Origin of the sequence: Streptomyces sp. NBC_00258 (assembly GCF_036182465.1) — a bacterium.
Taxonomy (GTDB): domain Bacteria; phylum Actinomycetota; class Actinomycetes; order Streptomycetales; family Streptomycetaceae; genus Streptomyces.
The window spans coordinates 6,163,044-6,180,882 of sequence record NZ_CP108081.1 but is presented as its reverse complement, the minus strand read 5'-3'; the positions used below and the strand labels follow the sequence as shown (position 1 = coordinate 6,180,882).

The following is a 17,839-nucleotide window of genomic DNA, read 5'->3' as shown; positions in this document are numbered from 1 at the left end:
GTGATGTGCGGGTGGGTGGGGGCTGATCGCGCGGTTCCCCGCGCCCCTGAAAGCTTGCGGTGCCCCCAGCCCGAAAAGGTGCCGCAGGTTCCGTGCCCTCAAGGATGCGCAGTTCCCCGCGCCCCCAAAAGGCTGCGGTAGCCCCTGCCCGAAGACGCACCCGGTTTCCTGTGCCCCTGAAGGGCCCTACTCCTGCGGAGCCAGCCTTGCCGGGAAGCCGCCCGTTGCCACCGGGCCCCACTTCTCGGGGGTGATCCTGATGATGGACTTGGCCTGCTTGAGCATGGCCTCTCGGTACTCGTCCCAGTCGGGGTGTTCGCCCGCGATGTTGCGGTAGTACTCGACGAGGGGCTCGACGGAGTCGGGGGAGTCGATCACCTCGGCCGTGCCGTCGATCTGGACCCAGGGGCCGTTCCACTCGTCGCTCAGGACGATGAGGCTGACGCGGTCGTCGCGCTTGGCGTTGCGGGTCTTGGCGCGCTCCGGGTAGGTCGAGACGACGATGCGGCCCGAGTCGTCCACTCCGCAGGTCAGCGGCGAACCCTGGGGGCCGCCGTCCGACCTGCGCGTCAGCAGGATGGCGCGGTGGCGGGGGCGTACGAAGTCCAGCAGATCGTCGAGGGAGACAGAGGTGTTCGTCGCGATGTTCGATGCCATGGCCCCAGCCTAGGACTCGATCGCCTCCGCGAGGTTGTCGTACACCGGCACGTCCCGGCGCATTCCCGTCAGCTCCAGGACACGGCTCGCCATCCCTTCCGGGCGTGCCGCCACGCGCAGTTGGGCGGGCCGGGGCAGCCGGACGCGGAGGCCGGCGATCACGCGGACGCCCTGGGAGTCCATGAAGTGCGTACGGGTGAGGTCCAGGACAAGCAGCCGCAGCCGGTCCCTCCTGGCGTCCACGACGTCCAGGGCGCCGACGAGGACGACGTCGGCGTTGCTCAGGTCGATCTCCGAAGGAAACCCGAGCAGGGTGCATTCCGGCAGGTCATGAGGGGTCGGGAAGAAGGTCATCGCACTCACCTGACAGACGTTCGTCCGGATTCCGATGAGGCCGCTTCCTGACCCGCACACCCATTGCACCACGCGTGCGGGCGAGATCGGAAGCACGTACGAAGAGCCGCGCCCTCACCCCAACAGAGCAGCTAAAGTGGCTCTTCGTCCTGTGCTCGCAGTCGGGAATGTGCTGCGGAGCTCTCCTGCGCACAGCCGCCGGGGTCTGTCGTCGAACCGACGACGGGATCCGGGGCCGTGCATGCCGAAGAGGTTCGTGGTGGCTGCGTCTGAGTTTTCCGAATTGCCCCGTTTTTCCGGGGGTCTTGAGCTGGCCGAGACACTGACGGTCGCGGCTCAGCAACTGCACGAGACGTCCAGTCCCCGCAGCACCCTGCGCACCGCCGTCCGGCTCGCCGTGCACATCCTTCCCGGCGCCGAGCACGCCGGTATCTCCGTCATCGAGCGCAAGGCCCACCGCCAGACCCTCGCCTGGACCGACGAGGTCGTCCGCTCCGCCGAAGCCCTGGCCTCGGGCGGGGAACACCAGCACTGGACCCGGCTGTGGACCTCCCCGGTCGCCCGTATCGAGGACAGCGCGTCCGGCGACGACGACGGCGAACCCGCCCTCTCCGACCTCGGACTGCGCTCGGTGCTCTCGCTCCGGCTGCGCACCGAACGCCAGCGACTCACGGTCCTCACGGCGTACGCGACCAAGCCGCGGGCCTTCGACGACTCGGCCACCCGGATCGGCCGGCTGTTCACAGCGCACGTCAGCATCGCGTTCGACTCGGCGACCGCCCGCGAGCAGCTCACCGAGGCCATGCGCACCCGGGACCTGATCGGCCAGGCCACGGGCATCCTCATGGAACGCCTCGACATCGACGCGGCCGAGGCCTTCGACAGCCTCGTCCGGACCTCCCAGCGGGAGAACGTCAAGCTGCGTGACCTGGCCAGACGGATCGTCGACGCCAGGAGCGGCGAGTGACCGGGCACCGACGGGATACCCGTGCCCCATGACACTCTCCGCCGATCCTGCTGACCGCGGCCATCGCGACGAGCAGCAGCCGCGTGCCACCGCCCCGGAGTCCGCCACGCTGCACCAGGCGCTGGCCGGCACCGGTGGCCTCGACACGCTGCTGCGCGACCTCACGGACCGCGCCGTGCTCGCCGTGGCGGGCGCCGAGGCGTGCAGCATCACCGTGCGCCGCGACGGGCGCCTGCTGACGGTGGCGGGCACCGACGGCCTGCCCAGCGGGCTCGACCAGCGCCAGTACGAGAACGGCGACGGGCCCTGCGTCAGGGCGGCGGACTCGGACGCGGAGCAGCACGCACCCGACCTCTCCCAGGAGGACCGCTGGCCCACGTACGCCGCGTACGCGCTCTCCAGGGGAGTCCGTACGGTGCTGGCCGTGCCGCTCGCGGTCGACGGCGAGACCGACGCCGCCCTCAACCTCTACGCCACGACGGAGGGCGCCTTCCGCGGGAGCCGCACCGTGGCCAGGGCCTTCGCGGCGAACGCCTCGGACGCGATCAACGCCGCCCTGAGCATCGAGCGCGAGCGGGCGTCGGCGGGCGACGTCCGCACGGCGCTGCTCTCGCGCAGCGTGATCGACCAGGCCATCGGCATCCTCATGGCCCAGGAGCGCTGCACCGCGCAGACGGCACTCGACACCCTGCGCCGCGTCTCCCAGGACGCGAACATCAAACTCCGTGACCTGTGCGGAGACTTGGTGGCCCGCACGACGGACGGGGCCTCGGACCGGGCGTCGGACGGCGCATCGCACGGGCGCGGCGGTGCCTCGCGCCGGCGGGCGTCACAGCGACGGTAGCGTCCCGCCCTGCACCGCCTGGATGTCCAGCTCCACCTTCAGCGTCGTACCGATCGCCGCGATGCCCGCCTGGAGAACCTGGTTGTAGTTCATCGCGAAGTCCTCGCGGCGCAGTTCGGTGGTGGCCCGGAAGGCCGCGCGCGTACCGCCCCAGGGGTCGGCGCCCGTGCCCAGGTAGGCCAGGTCCAGGTCGACCGGCCGTACGACCCCGTGCATGGTCAGTTCGCCGTGGACCGTCCAGCGGTCGGTGCCGGCGGCCGGGGTCAGGCCCGTCGAGACGTACGTGATCTCCGGGTGGCGCTCGACGTCGAGGAAGTCCGGGGACTTCAGGTGGCCGTCGCGCATGGCGTTGCCCGTGTCGATGGAGGCCGCGGAGATCACCGCCTCCACCCGGGACTTGGCCACCTCGTCGGGCGCGATGTCGATCGAGCCCGCGAACTCCGTGAACCGCCCGTGCACGCTGGAGATGCCCAGGTGCTGGGCGACCGCGCCCACGGAGGAGTGGGCGGGGTCGACGGTCCAGGGGCCGGGCGGCGGTAGTTCGGTGCCGCCCTGCCGGGCCAGCGTCACGGTGCCGATCGCGGCCCGGCCGCTCGCCGTCACGATCGCGCTGGACGCGGCGGGCGCGTACCCGACGGCCGTGACGATCACGGTGTACGCCCCGGGCGCCAGCTCCGTCGCGTCCCGTACGCCGCCCTCCTCGTCCGTCTCGGCGCGCACCACCTGCGTGCCCGTCCCGTCGGTCACCGTGACGACCGCGTGCGACACGGCCCAGCCGTCCCGCGTACGGATCCGCGCGGTCAGTCCCATTGCAAGCAACCTCTCGTAAATGAAACCGGCCCGTGGTGCGTGCCTCCGCTAGGAACGCGCGCCACGGGCCGGGGTTCTCAACTGGCTCTCAACTACTCGCCGGGGTGGGCGAGTTCGATGTCGTGGCCGTCCACGCCGCCGCCGTTCACGGTCAGTGCCGTGGCCACCGGCGGGTAGCCGGTCGCGATGACCGTGTACTCGCCGCTGTCCAGGTCGGCGAAGGCGTACGCCCCGTCGGCCCCGGTGGTGGCGGTGCCGACCACGTTGCCCGCCGCGTCGATGAGCGTGACCCGGGCGTCGCCCAGCGGTCCGCCGGGTGCCCGCACGACGCCCTGGAGCTGCGCGCCCGCGGTGAGTGCGACCTCGATCCGGGTGACGCCGGTGCCGCCGACCTCGACGGGCAGGGCCCGCGGCCGGTGTCCGGCGGCGTTCACCGCGACGGTCACGGCGCCCGGCACCAGCTCGGCGAAGGCGAACTCGCCCTGCTCACCGGTGGTCCCGGTGGCCAGCACGTCACCGCGCACATCGGTCACGATGACCATCGCGCCCACGACCGGCTTCCCGCCCTCGGCGGCCTTCACCGTGCCGGACAGCCCGCTCGTGCCGCTCAGCAGGATGTCGTACGCGAGCGGTTCACCGTTCACGACGACCGTCGAGGCCTGCGGCTGGAACCCGTCCGCGGAAGCGATCAGCACGTACGAACCCGTGCCGGGCGCGTCCACCGCGTAGGCGCCGTCGGCCTGCGCGACCGAGCGGCCCAGCTGACGGCCCGCGAGGGAGATCAGCGTGACGGCGGCCCGGGGGACGGGCGCGCTCTCGGCACCGCGGACGTATCCGCGCACCGGGACCCCGCCCGAGCCGTTGCCGGAGGCGGCGCCCGGTCCGGCCGTCATGGTGGCGACGGCCGCGAGGCGCTGGGTGCCCGCCGGACCGGTCTCGGCGCCGGAGCCGTTGTCGTTTCCGGTTCCGCTTCCGGTTCCGCTTCCGGTTACGTCTACGGTTCCGGTGTCCGCGACGGCCCAGCTCGGGACGCGCTCTTCGGCCTCGGTGGAGACGGCCGCGGCGCCGGCGTTCGCCGGGACTGCCTCCGCGACGGCCGTGACATCCGGCTGCGCCTCGGCGGCCTGCGCCAGCGCGCCCGAGGTGCGCAGCGGGACCTCCTTGATGAACAGCGTGACGAAGAAGGCGATCAGCGCCATCGCGCCCGCGATCAGGAAGACGTCCGCGATGCCGTGCCCGTACGCGCTCTCCATGACCGTGCGCAGCGGCGCGGGCAGCGCGTCCATGTCCGGGATGCTGCTGTTGTGCGAACCGCCCGCAGCGGCCGCGTACTTGGGGTCGATCCCGGTCAGGCCGTCCTTGACGTAGTCGGTGATCCGGTTGGCCATCACCGCACCCAGCGCGGAGACGCCGATCGCGCCGCCGAGGGAGCGGAAGAAGGTCACCGTGGAACTGGCCGAGCCGAGGTCCTCCGGCGCCACCTGGTTCTGCGTGGACAGCACCAGGTTCTGCATCATCATGCCGATGCCGAGACCCAGCAGCGCCATGAAGACGGCCACTCGCCAGTAGTCCGTGTCGTACCGGATGGTGCCCAGCAGACCGAGCCCCGCGGTGATCAGGACACCGCCGCTGACCAGCCAGACCTTCCACTTGCCCGTCTTGGTGATGATCTGCCCGGAGACCGTGGAGGAGATGAACAGGCCGCCGATCATCGGGATCGTCATGACACCCGACATCGTCGGGGACTTGTCCCGCGCCAGCTGGAAGTACTGGCTGAAGAAGACCGTGCCGGAGAACATCGCGACACCCACGAAGAGCGAGGCGAGGGAGGAGAGGGTGATGGTCCGGTTGCGGAAGAGCCGCAGCGGGATGATCGGTTCCTTGGCCTTCGACTCGACGAGCACGAACAGCAGTCCCAGGGCGACGGCACCGCCGACCATGGCGTACGTCTGCCACGACACCCACTCGTACTTGTCACCCGCGAAGGTGACCCAGACCAGCAGCAGCGAGACCGCGGCGGAGATGAGGAACGCGCCGCCCCAGTCGACCTTCACGTCCCGCTTCACGACGGGCAGGTGCAGGGTCTTCTGCAGCACGATCAGCGCGATGACCGCGAACGGCACACCGACGTAGAAGCACCAGCGCCAGCCAAGCCAGCTGGTGTCGGTGATGACACCGCCGAGCAGCGGGCCGCCGACGGTCGCGACTGCGAACGTGGCGCCGAGGTAGCCGGAGTACCGGCCGCGCTCGCGCGGGGAGATCATCGCCGCCATCACGATCTGCGCGAGGGCGGACAGACCGCCCACGCCGATGCCCTGCACCACGCGGCAGGCGATCAGCATGCCGGGGTTCTGCGACAGGCCCGCGGCGGCCGATCCCAGGACGTAGATGACAAGGGCTATCTGGACGAGCGCCTTCTTGCTGTACAGGTCGGCGAGCTTGCCCCACAGGGGCGTCGCGGCTGTCATCGACAGCAGCGCCGCGGTGACGACCCAGGTGTAGGCGGACTGGCCGCCGCCCAGGTCGCCGATGATCTCGGGCAGGGCGTTGGTGACGATCGTCGACGACAGGATCGCGACGAACATGCCGAGCAGCAGTCCGGAGAGGGCCTCCATGATCTGCCGGTGCGTCATCGGGGCGCCGTCGGCGGCGCCTCCGTGCTTGGCGTGTGAGCCCCGCACACCGGCTGGTGTGGTCGTTGCCATGGGCTTCCTTTTCTTGTGATGCGTCATACGGGTGTACGGGTTGTCTGCTCGACGAGGGGTGTCGGTGGGGGTGGGGGTGCGGGGGGTGCGGCCGACGTGGGGGGTGCGGCCGGTGCCGCCTGTGCCGCCGATACGGGCCTGCAGTCGCCGAAGCTGGTGCGCAGGCGGCCGAGCAGGGTGTTGAGCTGGTCGACCTCGTCGTCCGACCAGTCCGCCAGGTAGTGGACGAGCGCGTTCATGTAGCGCTCGGAGAGTTCGGCGAGCATGTCCTGTCCGGCGGGGGTGAGCCGCAGGATGCGTGAGCGTTTGTCGGCGGGGTCGGGGGACCGGTCGATCCAGCCGCGTTCCGCCACGTGCGCCACGTGCCGGCTCGTCACCGACATGTCGATGGCGAGCAGCTCCGCGAGGCGGCTCATCCGCATCTCGCCGTGCCGGTCGAGCAGGGTGAGGACCGCGGCGGAGCCCGCCGGGCACTCGTGCGGGAGGACTCGGCCCAGGCCCCGTTTCACAGCGCCGATGGCGCTGAGTTGCCGGGCCAGCTCCTCGTACTGACGTCGAGCAGCCATCGCACCTCCCTTGTTTGTTGCTTCAGGCAACCATAAGAATGATTGGTTGCTGCAGGCAAATGAAAACGGGGATGACGGTCTAAAACCTTGGCAAAGGCAAGTATTGGCGAACGTAAACTCGCAGGTGGGGTGGCTTTGGCGGGTGCGTGTTCGGCTGCGGGTGTGTTTGTGGCTGGTCGCGCAGTTCCCCGCGCCCCTTGGGTGGGTGGGGGTGCCGGTTCGTCTTCTGGGTGCGGGGCCGTGGCGGGATGTGCGTCCGCAGCCGGTGACGTAAGGCGCGGTTGCCGCCCGGTGGCTGACAACTGGTGTCCTCGTAAGCTGCGGCCACACATCCCGCCACGTCCCCTCCGGCTGGTGGGCCGACCGGTCCCCGCCAGGGGGGCGGGCGGTGGTGGGGCGCCCCTTTTGGGGGCGCGAGGAACGGCGCGAGCAACCACGACGGGCCGGCACATGACGACGGCGGGTACCGCCCCTCTCAGGGGCGCGGGGAACTGCGCGAGCAACCCAGGACGGCCGGCACGTGGTGAACCCGGCCTCGGCCACCGGCTTTTAGGGGCGCGGGGAACTGCGCGACCAGCCGCAGTGGGCCCGCGCGTGGCAACGGCGGGTGGCCCAGGGGGTACCCGGGTGGACGTTCACCCGAAGTGCCACCTAGAGTCCAGGGCCATGGCAAACACCCAGGGCCCCGAGGGCAACTACGACCCCGCGGGTAGCACCCAGATGTTCCGAGCGTTCGTCGACGACCCGCAGAGCAGCCGGCAGCAGGCCGCCCCCGCGGGCCCCCGCATCGGCCTGATCGTCGGCGTGATCGTGGCCGTCGCGGTCGTGGCCCTCGTCGCCTGGCTCGCGCTCAAGTAGGCGACGGCGTCGTAGGGCGGCGCCCTACTCCCACCGGACGGACACGTCCCGAGTCTCGACGTGCATGCCCAGCGGGACGCGCCACGCGTCGACGCACACCGTCCAGGTCTTCTCTTCCCGCGCGCCCGGAGCGATCGGCGCGGGAAGCTTCTCGGCCGACTCGACGGTCGCCCAGTCGATCCCGAGCGCCCCGATGATGTGCGTCCCGAGGGTCACCGTGCCCGAACGCACCGCGGTGCCCCCGGTGTTGTGGAAACCGACGGTGACCTTCTCGCACCAGCGCTTGTCGGCGGGCTCCCGCTCGGGGTCGCCGATGCCGAGCACCGCGGGCCCGGGCTTCGCGGGGCTCGTGGGGCTCTGCGGACCGCCGCTCGGTGCTCCGGTGCCAGAGCCGGAACTCCCGGTCCCGGCACCGGAGTCGCTCCCGCCCGTCGGTGGAGCAGTCGTACGACCTTCGCCGCCGTCGGCCGACCTCGACGCGGCCGAGTCGCTCCCGCTGTCCCGATTGTCCGGAGAGCCCGAACTCCCAGGTCCCGGCTCGCCCGGGGCCGAACTGCCGCCGCTCGCCGCCGCCTCGGGCGTCCCGGCTTCCTCCAGCGGCACCAACTCCACATCCCCGGTGGGCGCTACCGCCTCGCCGGACGACGCGGGTCGCTGCACGGCGACGTAACCCTCATTGCCGTCGCCGGTCCCGCAGGCGACGAGGGCCGCCCCCAGGCAGACGACAGCCGCCGAGGCACCCCCAAGGGCACCTCGGCGACCACGAATCGACTGCTGACCCATCCGTCGGCGCATCGCGCCAGTGTGGCTGACGGGTCGTCAATTATGAACCCTCGGTCGGGATCTCAGTCGGAGATCAGACCTTCCCGCAGCTGCGACAGCGTGCGAGTGAGCAGTCGGGAGACGTGCATCTGCGAGATGCCGACCTCCTCGCCGATCTGCGACTGCGTCATGTTCGCGAAGAAGCGGAGCATGATGATCCGCCGCTCGCGGGGCGGGAGTTTGGCGAGCAGCGGCTTCAGGGACTCGCGGTACTCGACGCCCTCCAGCGCCGTGTCCTCGTAGCCGAGGCGGTCCGCGAGGGAACCCTCGCCGCCGTCGTCCTCGGGGGCCGGCGAGTCGAGTGACGACGCCGTGTACGCGTTGCCGACCGCGAGGCCGTCGACCACGTCCTCCTCGGACACGCCGAGCACGACGGCCAGTTCGGCGACGGTCGGCGAGCGGTCCAGCTTCTGGGAGAGATCGTCACTGGCCTTGGTGAGGGCCAGCCGCAGCTCCTGGAGGCGGCGCGGCACCCGCACCGACCACGAGGTGTCCCGGAAGAACCGCTTGATCTCGCCCACGACCGTCGGCATCGCGAACGTCGGGAACTCGACCCCGCGTTCGCAGTCGAAGCGGTCGATCGCCTTGATCAGGCCGATCGTGCCGACCTGGACGATGTCCTCCATCGGCTCGTTGCGCGACCGGAAACGCGCGGCCGCGTAACGCACCAGCGGGAGGTTGAGCTCGATGAGCGTGTCCCGTACGTAGGCACGCTCGGGGCTGTTCTCGTCGAGTGCGGCGAGCCGCAGGAACAGGGAGCGGGACAGGGTGCGGGTGTCGATGGCTTCCGAGGTCGGGGGAAAGGCCGGGGCTTCCACGGCCGGGACGGCCGGAACATCGGCAACGACACTGTGAAGCGCGTCGGGCGCGGGTTCGCTCTTCGTGAGCGTGAGCACCTTCGAGCTGCCCTGGTCTGCGGACATGCCACCCCCTTTGGGTCGCGGACGGTCGCGGCGGACGCTCCCGTCGAAGGAACGCAGCCTCCACCTGAATACCGGAGGTGGGGCTGCGGCAAACGCGTCACCGGAAGAATGTCACATGTCGGCAACACGCTGTAGTGACATGTCGACACCGGAGGGGTGAATAGGCCCTGGAAAAGGGGGGTCTGACGGTTTTTCGACGCAGAAATGTCGCGAAAAGGCCTTGGAGTCGATTCGCTCCTGAGGGTTACGCCTCGATCCTGTTTGCGGATCGCAGTCTGGCGAAGCTGCGGGCGAGCAGTCTTGACACATGCATCTGCGATACGCCCAGTTCGGCACTGATCTGTGACTGCGTCAGATTGCTGTAGTAGCGCAGGAGGAGGATCCGTTGCTCCCGCTCGGGGAGCTGGACCAGGAGGTGCCGTACGAGGTCGCGGTGTTCGACCCCGTCGAGTGCGGGGTCCTCGTAGCCGAGCCGGTCGAGGAGTCCGGGCAGTCCGTCGCCCTCCTGCGCGGCCTCCAGCGAGGTCGCGTGGTAGGAACGTCCGGCCTCGATGCAGGCCAGGACCTCGTCCTCGGTGATCCGCAGCCGCTCGGCGATCTCACCGGTGGTGGGCGTGCGTCCGAAGGCCGTCGTGAGGTCCTCGGTCGCGCTGTTCACCTGGACCCACAGCTCGTGCAGCCGGCGCGGTACGTGGACCGTGCGGACGTTGTCGCGGAAGTACCGCTTGATCTCACCGACCACCGTGGGCATCGCGAAGGTCGGGAACTGCACGCCCCGGTCGGGGTCGAAACGGTCGATGGCGTTGATCAGGCCGATGGTGCCGACCTGGACGACGTCCTCCATGGGCTCGTTGCGCGACCGGAACCTGGCGGCGGCGTACCGCACCAGCGGAAGGTTCGCCTCGATCAGCGCGGCCCGCACCCGGCCGTGTTCGGGGCAGCCGGGCTCAAGGTTCTTGAGCTCGCCGAAGAGCACCTGGGTCAGGGCCCGGGTGTCGGCTCCGCGGCGGCGCTGCGGGCTGTCCTCCGGGGTGTCGGGAAGGCGCTCCTGGGCTGGGGCCGAGGGTGGAGCCGGGGGCTCATGGGGCGGTGCTTGAGGCGCAGTACTGGCCGGCACGGTCAACTCCACCTCTGGGTCGGTCAACATCCGTCAACTCATCCGTCAAAAGCGGTCATAGCATCACAAGACATGTGCACTGTGTGCAAGCACCGCATAACTCCGTGTTGAGCGTCAGTTGGGGCCCGGGGAGGGTTCCTGGGGGTTCCCGAGCGGGGCCGGAGACGCGAAACGGCCCCCCGCCGTTCAGGCGAGGGGCCGGGGGCGTGCGCCGGGCGCGCTTCAGAACTCGTAGTCGGCGATCACCCACGTGGCGAACTCCCGCCACAGTGCGACGCCCGCCTGGTGCGCGGGGTGCTCGATGTACCGCTTGAGCGCGTCCGTGTCCTCGACCGCCGAGTTGATCGCGAAGTCGTACGCGATGGGCCGGTCGGTGATGTTCCACTCGCACTCCCAGAACTTCAGTTCGGGGATCTGTCCGCCGAGGGCGCGGAAGGCGGCGACGCCCTCGACGACGCGCGGGTCGTCGCGCTCCACACCCTCGTTGAGCTTGAAGAGGACCAGATGGCGGATCACGGGCACTCCTAGTTCTTGGCCCCGTCGGCGATCCACGTCATGAAGTCCCCGACGGCCTGAGCGGCGTTCGAAATGCCCTCAAACCCTATCTGGACGTAGTCGGCGGCCTTGGCGGGGTCGGTGATGATCACGTACAGCGCGAAGACGATGAGCACGTAGACGGCGATCTTCTTCGAATTCACCGCCATCGCGGCCTCCCCGTGTGCCTGCTGCCTGCTGTCTTGTCGGCTGCGCCTGTTGGGACCCCTGTTGCCGGCGGTGAGTGTAACCCGGACAGTTGATATGACGATCTTTCAAACCGTGCCGAGTTCGGAACGCACGAAGGGCCCCGTCTTTCGACGGGGCCCTTCAGAAGCGGTAGCGGAGGGATTTGAACCCTCGGTGACTTGCGCCACACTCGCTTTCGAGGCGAGCTCCTTCGGCCGCTCGGACACGCTACCGAGAGAGATCCTAGCCCACGTTGGGCCGTGCTCCGAAATCGGTATTCGGCGCCGGCCGGGCAGCTGCGCCGGCGGCCGGATCAGCGGTCGCGGAAGAAGTCGGTGAGCAGCCGGGCGCACTCCTCGTCGAGTACGCCGGCGATCACTTCGGGCCGGTGGTTGAGCCGGCGGTCGCGTACGACGTCCCAGAGGGAGCCGGCCGCGCCCGCCTTCTCGTCGCGGGCGCCGTAGACCACACGGTCCACACGGGACTGCACGATCGCGCCCGCGCACATCGTGCAGGGTTCGAGGGTCACGACGAGCGTGCAGCCGGTGAGCCGCCACTCCCCGAGCTTCGCGGCGGCCCGGCGAACGGCGAGCACCTCGGCGTGGGCGGTCGGATCGCCGGTCGCCTCACGCTCGTTGTGCCCGGTGGCGAGGACCGTCGTGCCGTCCGGGGACAGCACGACGGCGCCGACGGGGACGTCCCCGCCCCGGACGGCCGACCCGGCCTCGTCCAGGGCGAGCCGCATCGCGGCCCGCCAGCGGTCGCGTACGGGGTCCTGTTCCTCCTGAGCGCTCGGGGGAGTCAGCGGACGGTCTCCAGGACCTCCGCCGCGCCGAGCACCTCGGCGATCTCGCCGAGCGCGTCGGTGCTGTCCAGGGCCAGCAGCTCCTTCTCGTTCACGCCGAGGTCCGTGAGGACCTCGCGGTCTCCGATGGGTCCGGACGGCACGGCCTCACCCTTGGCGGTGGTGCCGACGTCGTCCTCATCGTCGTCGTCGGCCTCGTCCTCGGGTTCACCGTCCTCCGTGCCGTCGAGGTCGAGGGAGTCCAGGTCGGCGACGTCGTCGTCCGGCTCCCTTCCGAGCAGTTCGTCCGTGAGCAGGATCTCGCCGTACGAGCTGCGGGCGGCGGCCGCGGCGTCCGAGACGTAGATGCGAGGGTCCTCCTCGCCGTCCACGCGGACGACTCCGAACCACGCGTCCTCCTGCTCGATGAAGACGAGCACCGTGTCGTCGTCGACCGAGGCTTCGCGGGCCAGGTCGGTCAGATCCGACAGGGTCTCCACATCGTCGAGCTCTGTGTCGCTCGCTTCCCACCCGTCTTCGGTGCGCGCGAGCAGTGCGGCGAAGTACACCGTGACTCTCCCACTGGTCATAGGCGTGCCGGTTGGGGGTCCCCCCGGCGGAGGCTGTGGGCGGGGAGTGCGTGTGCCGAGCCCCGCCCACTCGGAATCGTGGCAGAAACGGAGCGTTCAGGAGAGGTCTTCGGCTCGCTGTGTCCCGGTCGCGTCTCAGCGTCCGTTTCGCGTGTCGCGTGCGTCACGCAGCCGTACGGCCTCACCTGGGCGCCCAGCACCCACCGACAGCGGGATCGTACGCCGACAGGACCCGCGCTTCGTACGCGGCTTCCCGGGAGATCGTCCGGCGGGTCGCCCGGCGCCGGTCCGAGGACGGGCGGCCTGCCTGCGCCGCGGCGGGACCTGCGGGGGCGCGGCTGCCGGCGGCCTACCAGCGGAATGTGCGCATGCGCATGGCGTGGCGCAGCCGGGCCGTCTTGGCCCGCCGGGGCTGCACCCGGTCGCGCAGCTCGCGCGCCTCCGTGAGCTCCCGCAGGAACTGGGCGCGACGCCTGCGGCGCGCGGCTTCGCTCACCGGGTCCTCGCGGTCCTCACGGCTTCGCTGCTCCGGGTCGGACATGGGCAACACCCCCAGTCGGTCCTTCCCACTTTCCCTCCGACGGGCGGTTTGATGCCACCTGGGGTTTAACGGCGCGACGAGGCATCGGACGAGTCGGTGGCGGGCGAGGGGCGGGTGGCGGGCGCCCGGATACCCTTGTGGGCATGCGTCTCCACGTCGTCGACCACCCTCTGGTCGCTCACAAGCTCACCACGCTGCGCGACCGTCGCACCGACTCCCCGACCTTCCGGCGGCTCGCCGACGAGCTGGTCACCCTGCTCGCCTACGAGGCCACCCGGGACGTGCGGACCGAGCAGGTCGACATCGTGACCCCGGTGTCCCCGACCACGGGCGTCAAGCTGTCCCACCCGCGCCCCCTCGTCGTACCGATCCTGCGGGCCGGCCTCGGCATGCTCGACGGCATGGTGCGCCTGCTGCCGACCGCCGAGGTGGGCTTCCTGGGCATGGTGCGCGACGAGGAGACGCTCCAGGCGTCCACGTACGCGACCCGCATGCCGGACGACCTCTCCGGGCGCCAGGTGTACGTCCTCGACCCGATGCTCGCCACCGGCGGCACGCTCGTCGCGGCGATCCAGGAACTCATGAAGCGCGGCGCCGACGATGTGACGGCCGTGGTTCTCCTCGCCGCCCCCGAGGGCGTCGAGGTCATGGAGCGCGAGCTGGCCGGCACGCCCGTCACGGTCGTGACCGCTTCGGTCGACGAGCGCCTGAACGAGCACGGCTACATCGTCCCGGGCCTGGGCGACGCGGGCGACCGGATGTACGGCGCGGCCGAGTAGCGGGCCCGGGCTCTTGCGGGGCGCGGGCCCGTACGGGGTCTGCTAGCAGCTCTTCTTCGTCGCCGAGGGCGTCGGTGCGGGCTTGGCCAACGTGGTCAGGGCCTTGTCGGCGTCCTCTTTCTTCGTCAGGGACTTGAAGGCCGTGCCGAGGATCAGGTCGACCTCCGCGGGCTTCGCGCGGGTGTCGGTCTTCAGCTCGGCGCCGGTGAGCTGTGTCGCGAGGACGGGGAGCGCGGCGTCGGAGGCCGACTTGGCACCGAGGACCATCCCGGTGCCCTTGACCTTCTTGTCGTACGTCTTCGTCGCGTTGCCGACGTCGCCGATCTTGAAGCCGCGTTTCTTCAGCTCGTCGGCGGTGTCCTTGGCGAGGCCGCCGCGGGGGGTGGCGTTGAGGACGTTCACGGTGATCTGGCCGGGCTTGGGGAGGGCTTTGACCGGGCTCGGGGAGGGCGAGGGGGATGCCGTGCAGTCGGCGGCCGGACCTGCCGCGGAAGCCTCGTCGCCGCCGCCTGTGAAGACGTCGATGAGCTGCAGCGTTCCCCAGCCGATCAGTCCGAGCGCGGCGACGGATGCGACGACCGCGAGCGCGATTCTGCGGCGCCCTCGGTTTCTGCGCATCCGCGGGTACTTGTCCCCCGTGATCTTGTACTGGCCGCCCATGCCAGGGGGAGTCAGCATGCTCATGGGCGCAGCGTAGTGCGCCTTGGCGGCGATGCCTACTAGATGATCATTGACCGGGGGTCAGTCCAACCCGAAAGGGCCAATTCGCTCCGCTGGGGGCGCGTTTTCGGGTGCGGGTCGGTGGGGGCTTGTCGCGCCCACGCGGCGGAGCCGCATATGTCACAGCCCCGCGCCCCTGGTGGGTGGGGCTTGCGGTGGTGTGTGACGTGCGGGCCGTCCGTGGCTGGGCGCGCAGTTCCCCGCGCCCCTGACGGGGCGCCACTGCCGGACCGGGCTACGAAGTCCCGCTCAGTCCAGTTCCAGGACTCGGGCGTGCAGGACCTGGCGCTGCTGGAGGGCGGCTCGGACGGCTCTGTGGAGGCCGTCTTCGAGGTAGAGGTCGCCCTGCCACTTCACGACGTGCGCGAAGAGGTCGCCGTAGAACGTGGAGTCCTCGGCGAGCAGCGTTTCCAGGTCGAGCTGGCCCTTGGTCGTCACCAACTGGTCGAGGCGGACCGGGCGTGGCGCGACGTCCGCCCACTGCCGGGTGCTTTCCCGGCCGTGGTCGGGGTACGGCCGGCCGTTTCCGATGCGCTTGAAGATCACACGGAAAGCCTACCGGTCAAGAGCTTCCGGGCGCAGCCATGGTGGCGGAGTGCGACGCTGGAAATGACGCCGTAAATAGGGGCAAACCGGTAATTCTCCTAGATCACCCTTTCAAGATCGGTTCGGATGCGGGCCGAGGACAGTCTTGGGCAAACCGGGAACAGGGGTCTGAAATGACTGACAGCGAAGCGCCGCCGGCAAAGGCACCCGAAGGCGTGAGCGGTGCTCCCGCGCTTCCGCAGCCGGCCCTCGAAATCGCCTCCGGGTACGCCTTCACGGGCCCCGCGCTCGATCTGGGCGCCCTGCTGTGGGACGGGCGGTGCTTCCCGGACGTACAGATCCGGATCCCGCTGCCGATGCTCAACCGGCACGGGCTGGTCGCCGGGGCCACCGGTACGGGCAAGACGAAGACCCTGCAGCTCATCGCGGAGCAGTTGTCCGCGCAGGGCGTGCCGGTGTTCCTCGCCGATGTGAAGGGTGACGTGTCCGGGATCTCGGCGCCGGGGCAGGAGAACGACAAGGTGCGGGCGCGGGCCGGGGAGGTCCGGCAGGAGTGGACGCCGGCCGGTTTCCCCTGCGAGTTCTACGCCCTCGGGGGCATGGGGCACGGCACCCCCGTACGCGCGACGATCACCAGCTTCGGGCCGGTCCTGCTGTCCAAGGTGCTCCAGCTCAACCAGACCCAGGAGCAGTCGCTCGGCCTGATCTTCCACTACGCCGACCAGAAGGGCCTGGAACTGGTCGACCTGAAGGATCTGCGGGCCGTGGTGACCTTCCTGACCTCCGACGAGGGCAAGTCCGAGCTCAAGGGCATCGGCGGGCTCTCCACGGCCACGGCCGGGGTGATCCTGCGCTCGCTGACGGCGTTCGAGGCGCAGGGGGTGAGCCCGTTCTTCGGGGAGCCGGAGTTCGACACCGGTGAGCTGTCGCGGGTGGCGGGGGACGGGCGGGGCACGGTCTCCGTCCTGGAGCTGCCGGCCGTGCAGGACAAGCCGCAGCTCTTCTCCACGTTCCTGATGTGGCTGCTGGCCGACCTCTTCCACGATCTGCCGGAGGTCGGTGACGTGGACAAGCCGAAACTCGTCTTCTTCTTCGACGAGGCGCACCTGCTCTTCAACGACGCGTCGAAGGCCTTCCTGGACGCCATCACCCAGACCGTCCGGCTGATTCGCTCGAAAGGGGTCGGCGTCTTCTTCGTCACACAGACCCCCAAGGACGTACCGGGGGATGTCCTCGCGCAGCTCGGCAACCGGGTCCAGCACGCACTGCGCGCGTTCACCCCCGACGACCAGAAGGCCCTCAAGGCCACGGTGAAGACCTTCCCCAACTCGCCGTACGACCTGGAGGAGGTCCTCACCGCGCTCGGGACCGGCGAGGCCGTGGTCACCGTCCTCAGTGAGAAGGGCGCGCCGACCCCGGTCGCGGCGACGCGGCTGCGGGCGCCGGAGTCCCTGATGGCGCCCGTCGATCCGGCCGCCCTCGACCGGGCGGTCCAGGAGTCGCCGCTGTACGGGCGTTACGCGGAGGCGGTCGACCGGGAGTCGGCGTACGAGAAGCTGACGGCGCGGGAGAAGGAGGCCGCGGCCTCCGCCTCCTCCCCTCCTTCGGCCTCCACGCCTTCCTCGGAGCCGGCTCCGTCGCGGGGCCGCGGGCGGAAGGGCGACGACCAGGACTCCTCCGTCGTCGAGCAGGTCGTCGGCAGCGGTGTCTTCAAGTCCCTGGCCCGCAGCCTGGGCACGCAGATCGGCCGCGAGATCACCCGGTCGGTCTTCGGAACGGCTCGGCGCAGGCGGTAGCGGGCGGCGAGAGCCCGGGGAGGCGGGAGGCGGTACATCCGTCTCCCGCCTCCCCGGGCGGGCGGCTCAGTCGCGCTCGTGGTCCTTCGGCGGGGACTGCTGCTCCGGAGCGGGTTCCGGGGTGACCTGGTGGGTGTCACGCGCCGGCGCCGGCTTCGGGGCGTTGCGGAGGGATTCGGCGCGTACGAGGGCACGCAGGATCGCGTACGGGTCCTTCGACATGTGGGGTCCTCTCGTGCTGCTGGGGGGGAGGGGGAGCGGTCCGGAGCGGGGACCGTCAGCAGCGGAGGACCATGCAGCGCTGGGCGCGCGGGGTGGGGGCGTACGGAGGTGCGGGGCGGGTGTGTGGCTTCGGGCGCGGGTGTGCGGGGACCGGGGGGCGCGCGGGGCGCTGGGGTACGAGGGGGCGGTGGCTCTGGCGGGCGGGTGAACGTAGGGCGGTGTCCAGGAGGTCGTGGGGGTGTTCCAGACCGGACTCGGTGGTGACGGCGGGCGGTGGTGCGGTGCGGGTTCCGGTGTGGGCGCCCACGGCACTCACCGCGCACGTCGCGCACAGCACGGCCGCGAGTGCCATGAGGAACCGTGGCCGGGTGGGCCGACGGTTCCGGCGCTCGTGCCGCGGGGCGAACCGGCCGGGGGTCATGAGAGGTCATGTCCCCGGGAGGGGTGGGTGGTTCATCGGCCGCGTCCTGAGAACCGCCCTCTTGGCGTACGCGGGGGCCTCCGACGGGCCGCGT

At 70.5% G+C, this 17,839-nt stretch carries 22 protein-coding genes and 1 tRNA gene; 5 read left to right on the top strand and 18 right to left on the bottom strand.

What is annotated here, in order from left to right; all coding sequences use genetic code 11:
* Positions 1-186: 186 nt before the first annotated feature.
* Both OG718_RS27500 and OG718_RS27495 read right to left on the bottom strand, forming a co-directional pair.
* Complete coding sequence (locus OG718_RS27500; protein ID WP_143643410.1) at positions 187-657, bottom strand: PPOX class F420-dependent oxidoreductase; 471 nt, start codon at positions 655-657, stop codon at positions 187-189.
* Between the two features lie 9 nt (positions 658-666).
* A complete protein-coding gene (locus OG718_RS27495) occupies positions 667-1,011 on the bottom strand; it encodes an STAS domain-containing protein (RefSeq protein ID WP_143643411.1) in 345 nt (114 codons plus the stop codon).
* Between the two features lie 241 nt (positions 1,012-1,252).
* Here OG718_RS27495 and OG718_RS27490 point away from each other — a divergent pair, with 241 nt between their 5' ends.
* Complete coding sequence (locus tag OG718_RS27490; protein ID WP_143643412.1) at positions 1,253-1,978, top strand: GAF and ANTAR domain-containing protein; 726 nt, start codon at positions 1,253-1,255, stop codon at positions 1,976-1,978.
* Between the two features lie 28 nt (positions 1,979-2,006).
* Positions 2,007-2,822 carry a GAF and ANTAR domain-containing protein gene (locus OG718_RS27485; protein ID WP_328845423.1) on the top strand — a complete coding sequence of 272 codons (816 nt, stop codon included), beginning with the start codon at positions 2,007-2,009 and terminating at the stop codon, positions 2,820-2,822.
* Here OG718_RS27485 and OG718_RS27480 read toward each other — a convergent pair.
* The 3 genes from OG718_RS27480 to OG718_RS27470 all read right to left on the bottom strand — a co-directional run bounded on the left by OG718_RS27480 (position 2,808) and on the right by OG718_RS27470 (position 6,903).
* Positions 2,808-3,632 carry a YceI family protein gene (locus OG718_RS27480; protein ID WP_143643414.1) on the bottom strand — a complete coding sequence of 275 codons (825 nt, stop codon included), beginning with the start codon at positions 3,630-3,632 and terminating at the stop codon, positions 2,808-2,810. The two genes, OG718_RS27485 and OG718_RS27480, sit on opposite strands and share 15 nt — an antisense overlap.
* A 92-nt stretch (positions 3,633-3,724) precedes the next feature.
* Positions 3,725-6,337 (bottom strand): MFS transporter, encoded by a 2,613-nt coding sequence (locus tag OG718_RS27475; RefSeq protein ID WP_328845422.1) that lies wholly within the window; start codon positions 6,335-6,337, stop codon positions 3,725-3,727.
* A 23-nt stretch (positions 6,338-6,360) separates the two neighbouring features.
* Positions 6,361-6,903, bottom strand: coding sequence for a MarR family winged helix-turn-helix transcriptional regulator (locus tag OG718_RS27470; RefSeq protein ID WP_328845421.1), 543 nt, complete (start codon positions 6,901-6,903; stop codon positions 6,361-6,363).
* 666 nt (positions 6,904-7,569) lie between these two features.
* Between OG718_RS27470 and OG718_RS27465 the strand changes: the two genes are divergently transcribed.
* A complete protein-coding gene (locus OG718_RS27465) occupies positions 7,570-7,761 on the top strand; it encodes a hypothetical protein (RefSeq protein ID WP_143643417.1) in 192 nt (63 codons plus the stop codon).
* Positions 7,762-7,785: 24 nt separating this feature from the next.
* Here the strand turns inward: OG718_RS27465 and OG718_RS27460 are convergent, their stop codons facing one another.
* The 9 genes from OG718_RS27460 to OG718_RS27420 all read right to left on the bottom strand — a co-directional run bounded on the left by OG718_RS27460 (position 7,786) and on the right by OG718_RS27420 (position 13,261).
* Positions 7,786-8,556 (bottom strand): hypothetical protein, encoded by a 771-nt coding sequence (locus tag OG718_RS27460; RefSeq protein WP_328845420.1) that lies wholly within the window; start codon positions 8,554-8,556, stop codon positions 7,786-7,788.
* A gap of 50 nt (positions 8,557-8,606) precedes the next feature.
* Positions 8,607-9,506 carry an RNA polymerase sigma factor SigF gene (locus OG718_RS27455; protein ID WP_143643418.1) on the bottom strand — a complete coding sequence of 300 codons (900 nt, stop codon included), beginning with the start codon at positions 9,504-9,506 and terminating at the stop codon, positions 8,607-8,609.
* 244 nt (positions 9,507-9,750) lie between these two features.
* The gene (locus tag OG718_RS27450; protein ID WP_186001483.1) at positions 9,751-10,653 is read right to left on the bottom strand and encodes an RNA polymerase sigma factor SigF; all 903 of its coding nucleotides are present in this window, start codon (positions 10,651-10,653) and stop codon (positions 9,751-9,753) included.
* Positions 10,654-10,845: 192 nt separating this feature from the next.
* Positions 10,846-11,139, bottom strand: coding sequence for a Dabb family protein (locus OG718_RS27445; protein WP_055618263.1), 294 nt, complete (start codon positions 11,137-11,139; stop codon positions 10,846-10,848).
* Positions 11,140-11,147: 8 nt separating this feature from the next.
* Entirely contained in the window at positions 11,148-11,327 is a 180-nt protein-coding gene (locus OG718_RS27440; RefSeq protein ID WP_055618264.1) for a hypothetical protein, read from the bottom strand.
* Between the two features lie 167 nt (positions 11,328-11,494).
* A tRNA-Ser gene (locus OG718_RS27435) sits at positions 11,495-11,579 on the bottom strand.
* Positions 11,580-11,659: 80 nt separating this feature from the next.
* Entirely contained in the window at positions 11,660-12,091 is a 432-nt protein-coding gene (tadA, locus tag OG718_RS27430) for a tRNA adenosine(34) deaminase TadA (RefSeq protein ID WP_189841621.1), read from the bottom strand.
* A gap of 56 nt (positions 12,092-12,147) precedes the next feature.
* Positions 12,148-12,699 carry a tRNA adenosine deaminase-associated protein gene (locus OG718_RS27425; RefSeq protein ID WP_306943487.1) on the bottom strand — a complete coding sequence of 184 codons (552 nt, stop codon included), beginning with the start codon at positions 12,697-12,699 and terminating at the stop codon, positions 12,148-12,150.
* A 370-nt stretch (positions 12,700-13,069) separates the two neighbouring features.
* Positions 13,070-13,261 (bottom strand): hypothetical protein, encoded by a 192-nt coding sequence (locus OG718_RS27420; RefSeq protein WP_055618270.1) that lies wholly within the window; start codon positions 13,259-13,261, stop codon positions 13,070-13,072.
* A 143-nt stretch (positions 13,262-13,404) separates the two neighbouring features.
* Between OG718_RS27420 and upp the strand changes: the two genes are divergently transcribed.
* Positions 13,405-14,040, top strand: coding sequence for a uracil phosphoribosyltransferase (upp, locus tag OG718_RS27415; protein ID WP_143643421.1), 636 nt, complete (start codon positions 13,405-13,407; stop codon positions 14,038-14,040).
* Positions 14,041-14,082: 42 nt separating this feature from the next.
* Here the strand turns inward: upp and OG718_RS27410 are convergent, their stop codons facing one another.
* Positions 14,083-14,700: a LytR C-terminal domain-containing protein gene (locus OG718_RS27410; RefSeq protein WP_306943485.1), complete on the bottom strand. Its 618-nt coding sequence runs from the start codon at positions 14,698-14,700 to the stop codon at positions 14,083-14,085.
* Between the two features lie 309 nt (positions 14,701-15,009).
* Positions 15,010-15,306 (bottom strand): type II toxin-antitoxin system VapB family antitoxin, encoded by a 297-nt coding sequence (locus OG718_RS27405; protein ID WP_003999914.1) that lies wholly within the window; start codon positions 15,304-15,306, stop codon positions 15,010-15,012.
* A 173-nt stretch (positions 15,307-15,479) separates the two neighbouring features.
* On the opposite strand from OG718_RS27405, the gene OG718_RS27400 reads away from it, so the two are divergent.
* Positions 15,480-17,102: a helicase HerA-like domain-containing protein gene (locus OG718_RS27400; protein ID WP_328845419.1), complete on the top strand. Its 1,623-nt coding sequence runs from the start codon at positions 15,480-15,482 to the stop codon at positions 17,100-17,102.
* 66 nt (positions 17,103-17,168) lie between these two features.
* Here OG718_RS27400 and OG718_RS27395 read toward each other — a convergent pair whose 3' ends face one another.
* Both OG718_RS27395 and OG718_RS27390 read right to left on the bottom strand, forming a co-directional pair.
* Positions 17,169-17,324: a hypothetical protein gene (locus OG718_RS27395; RefSeq protein ID WP_186001484.1), complete on the bottom strand. Its 156-nt coding sequence runs from the start codon at positions 17,322-17,324 to the stop codon at positions 17,169-17,171.
* 55 nt (positions 17,325-17,379) lie between these two features.
* Positions 17,380-17,745: a hypothetical protein gene (locus OG718_RS27390; RefSeq protein ID WP_328845418.1), complete on the bottom strand. Its 366-nt coding sequence runs from the start codon at positions 17,743-17,745 to the stop codon at positions 17,380-17,382.
* Positions 17,746-17,839 lie beyond the last annotated feature (94 nt).

Bases quoted from the DNA above. Each gene is read 5' to 3' on its own strand.
- OG718_RS27500 (WP_143643410.1), bottom strand. From the start codon at position 657: ATGGCATCGAACATCGCGACGAACACCTCTGTCTCCCTCGACGATCTG.
- OG718_RS27495 (WP_143643411.1), bottom strand. From the start codon at position 1,011: ATGACCTTCTTCCCGACCCCTCATGACCTGCCGGAATGCACCCTGCTC.
- OG718_RS27490 (WP_143643412.1), top strand. From the start codon at position 1,253: ATGCCGAAGAGGTTCGTGGTGGCTGCGTCTGAGTTTTCCGAATTGCCC.
- OG718_RS27485 (WP_328845423.1), top strand. From the start codon at position 2,007: ATGACACTCTCCGCCGATCCTGCTGACCGCGGCCATCGCGACGAGCAG.
- OG718_RS27480 (WP_143643414.1), bottom strand. From the start codon at position 3,632: ATGGGACTGACCGCGCGGATCCGTACGCGGGACGGCTGGGCCGTGTCG.
- OG718_RS27475 (WP_328845422.1), bottom strand. From the start codon at position 6,337: ATGGCAACGACCACACCAGCCGGTGTGCGGGGCTCACACGCCAAGCAC.
- OG718_RS27470 (WP_328845421.1), bottom strand. From the start codon at position 6,903: ATGGCTGCTCGACGTCAGTACGAGGAGCTGGCCCGGCAACTCAGCGCC.
- OG718_RS27465 (WP_143643417.1), top strand. From the start codon at position 7,570: ATGGCAAACACCCAGGGCCCCGAGGGCAACTACGACCCCGCGGGTAGC.
- OG718_RS27460 (WP_328845420.1), bottom strand. From the start codon at position 8,556: ATGCGCCGACGGATGGGTCAGCAGTCGATTCGTGGTCGCCGAGGTGCC.
- OG718_RS27455 (WP_143643418.1), bottom strand. From the start codon at position 9,506: ATGTCCGCAGACCAGGGCAGCTCGAAGGTGCTCACGCTCACGAAGAGC.
- OG718_RS27450 (WP_186001483.1), bottom strand. From the start codon at position 10,653: ATGTTGACCGACCCAGAGGTGGAGTTGACCGTGCCGGCCAGTACTGCG.
- OG718_RS27440 (WP_055618264.1), bottom strand. From the start codon at position 11,327: ATGGCGGTGAATTCGAAGAAGATCGCCGTCTACGTGCTCATCGTCTTC.
- tadA (WP_189841621.1), bottom strand. From the start codon at position 12,091: ATGCGGCTCGCCCTGGACGAGGCCGGGTCGGCCGTCCGGGGCGGGGAC.
- OG718_RS27420 (WP_055618270.1), bottom strand. From the start codon at position 13,261: ATGTCCGACCCGGAGCAGCGAAGCCGTGAGGACCGCGAGGACCCGGTG.
- upp (WP_143643421.1), top strand. From the start codon at position 13,405: ATGCGTCTCCACGTCGTCGACCACCCTCTGGTCGCTCACAAGCTCACC.
- OG718_RS27410 (WP_306943485.1), bottom strand. From the start codon at position 14,700: ATGGGCGGCCAGTACAAGATCACGGGGGACAAGTACCCGCGGATGCGC.
- OG718_RS27400 (WP_328845419.1), top strand. From the start codon at position 15,480: ATGACTGACAGCGAAGCGCCGCCGGCAAAGGCACCCGAAGGCGTGAGC.
- OG718_RS27395 (WP_186001484.1), bottom strand. From the start codon at position 17,324: ATGTCGAAGGACCCGTACGCGATCCTGCGTGCCCTCGTACGCGCCGAA.
- OG718_RS27390 (WP_328845418.1), bottom strand. From the start codon at position 17,745: ATGACCCCCGGCCGGTTCGCCCCGCGGCACGAGCGCCGGAACCGTCGG.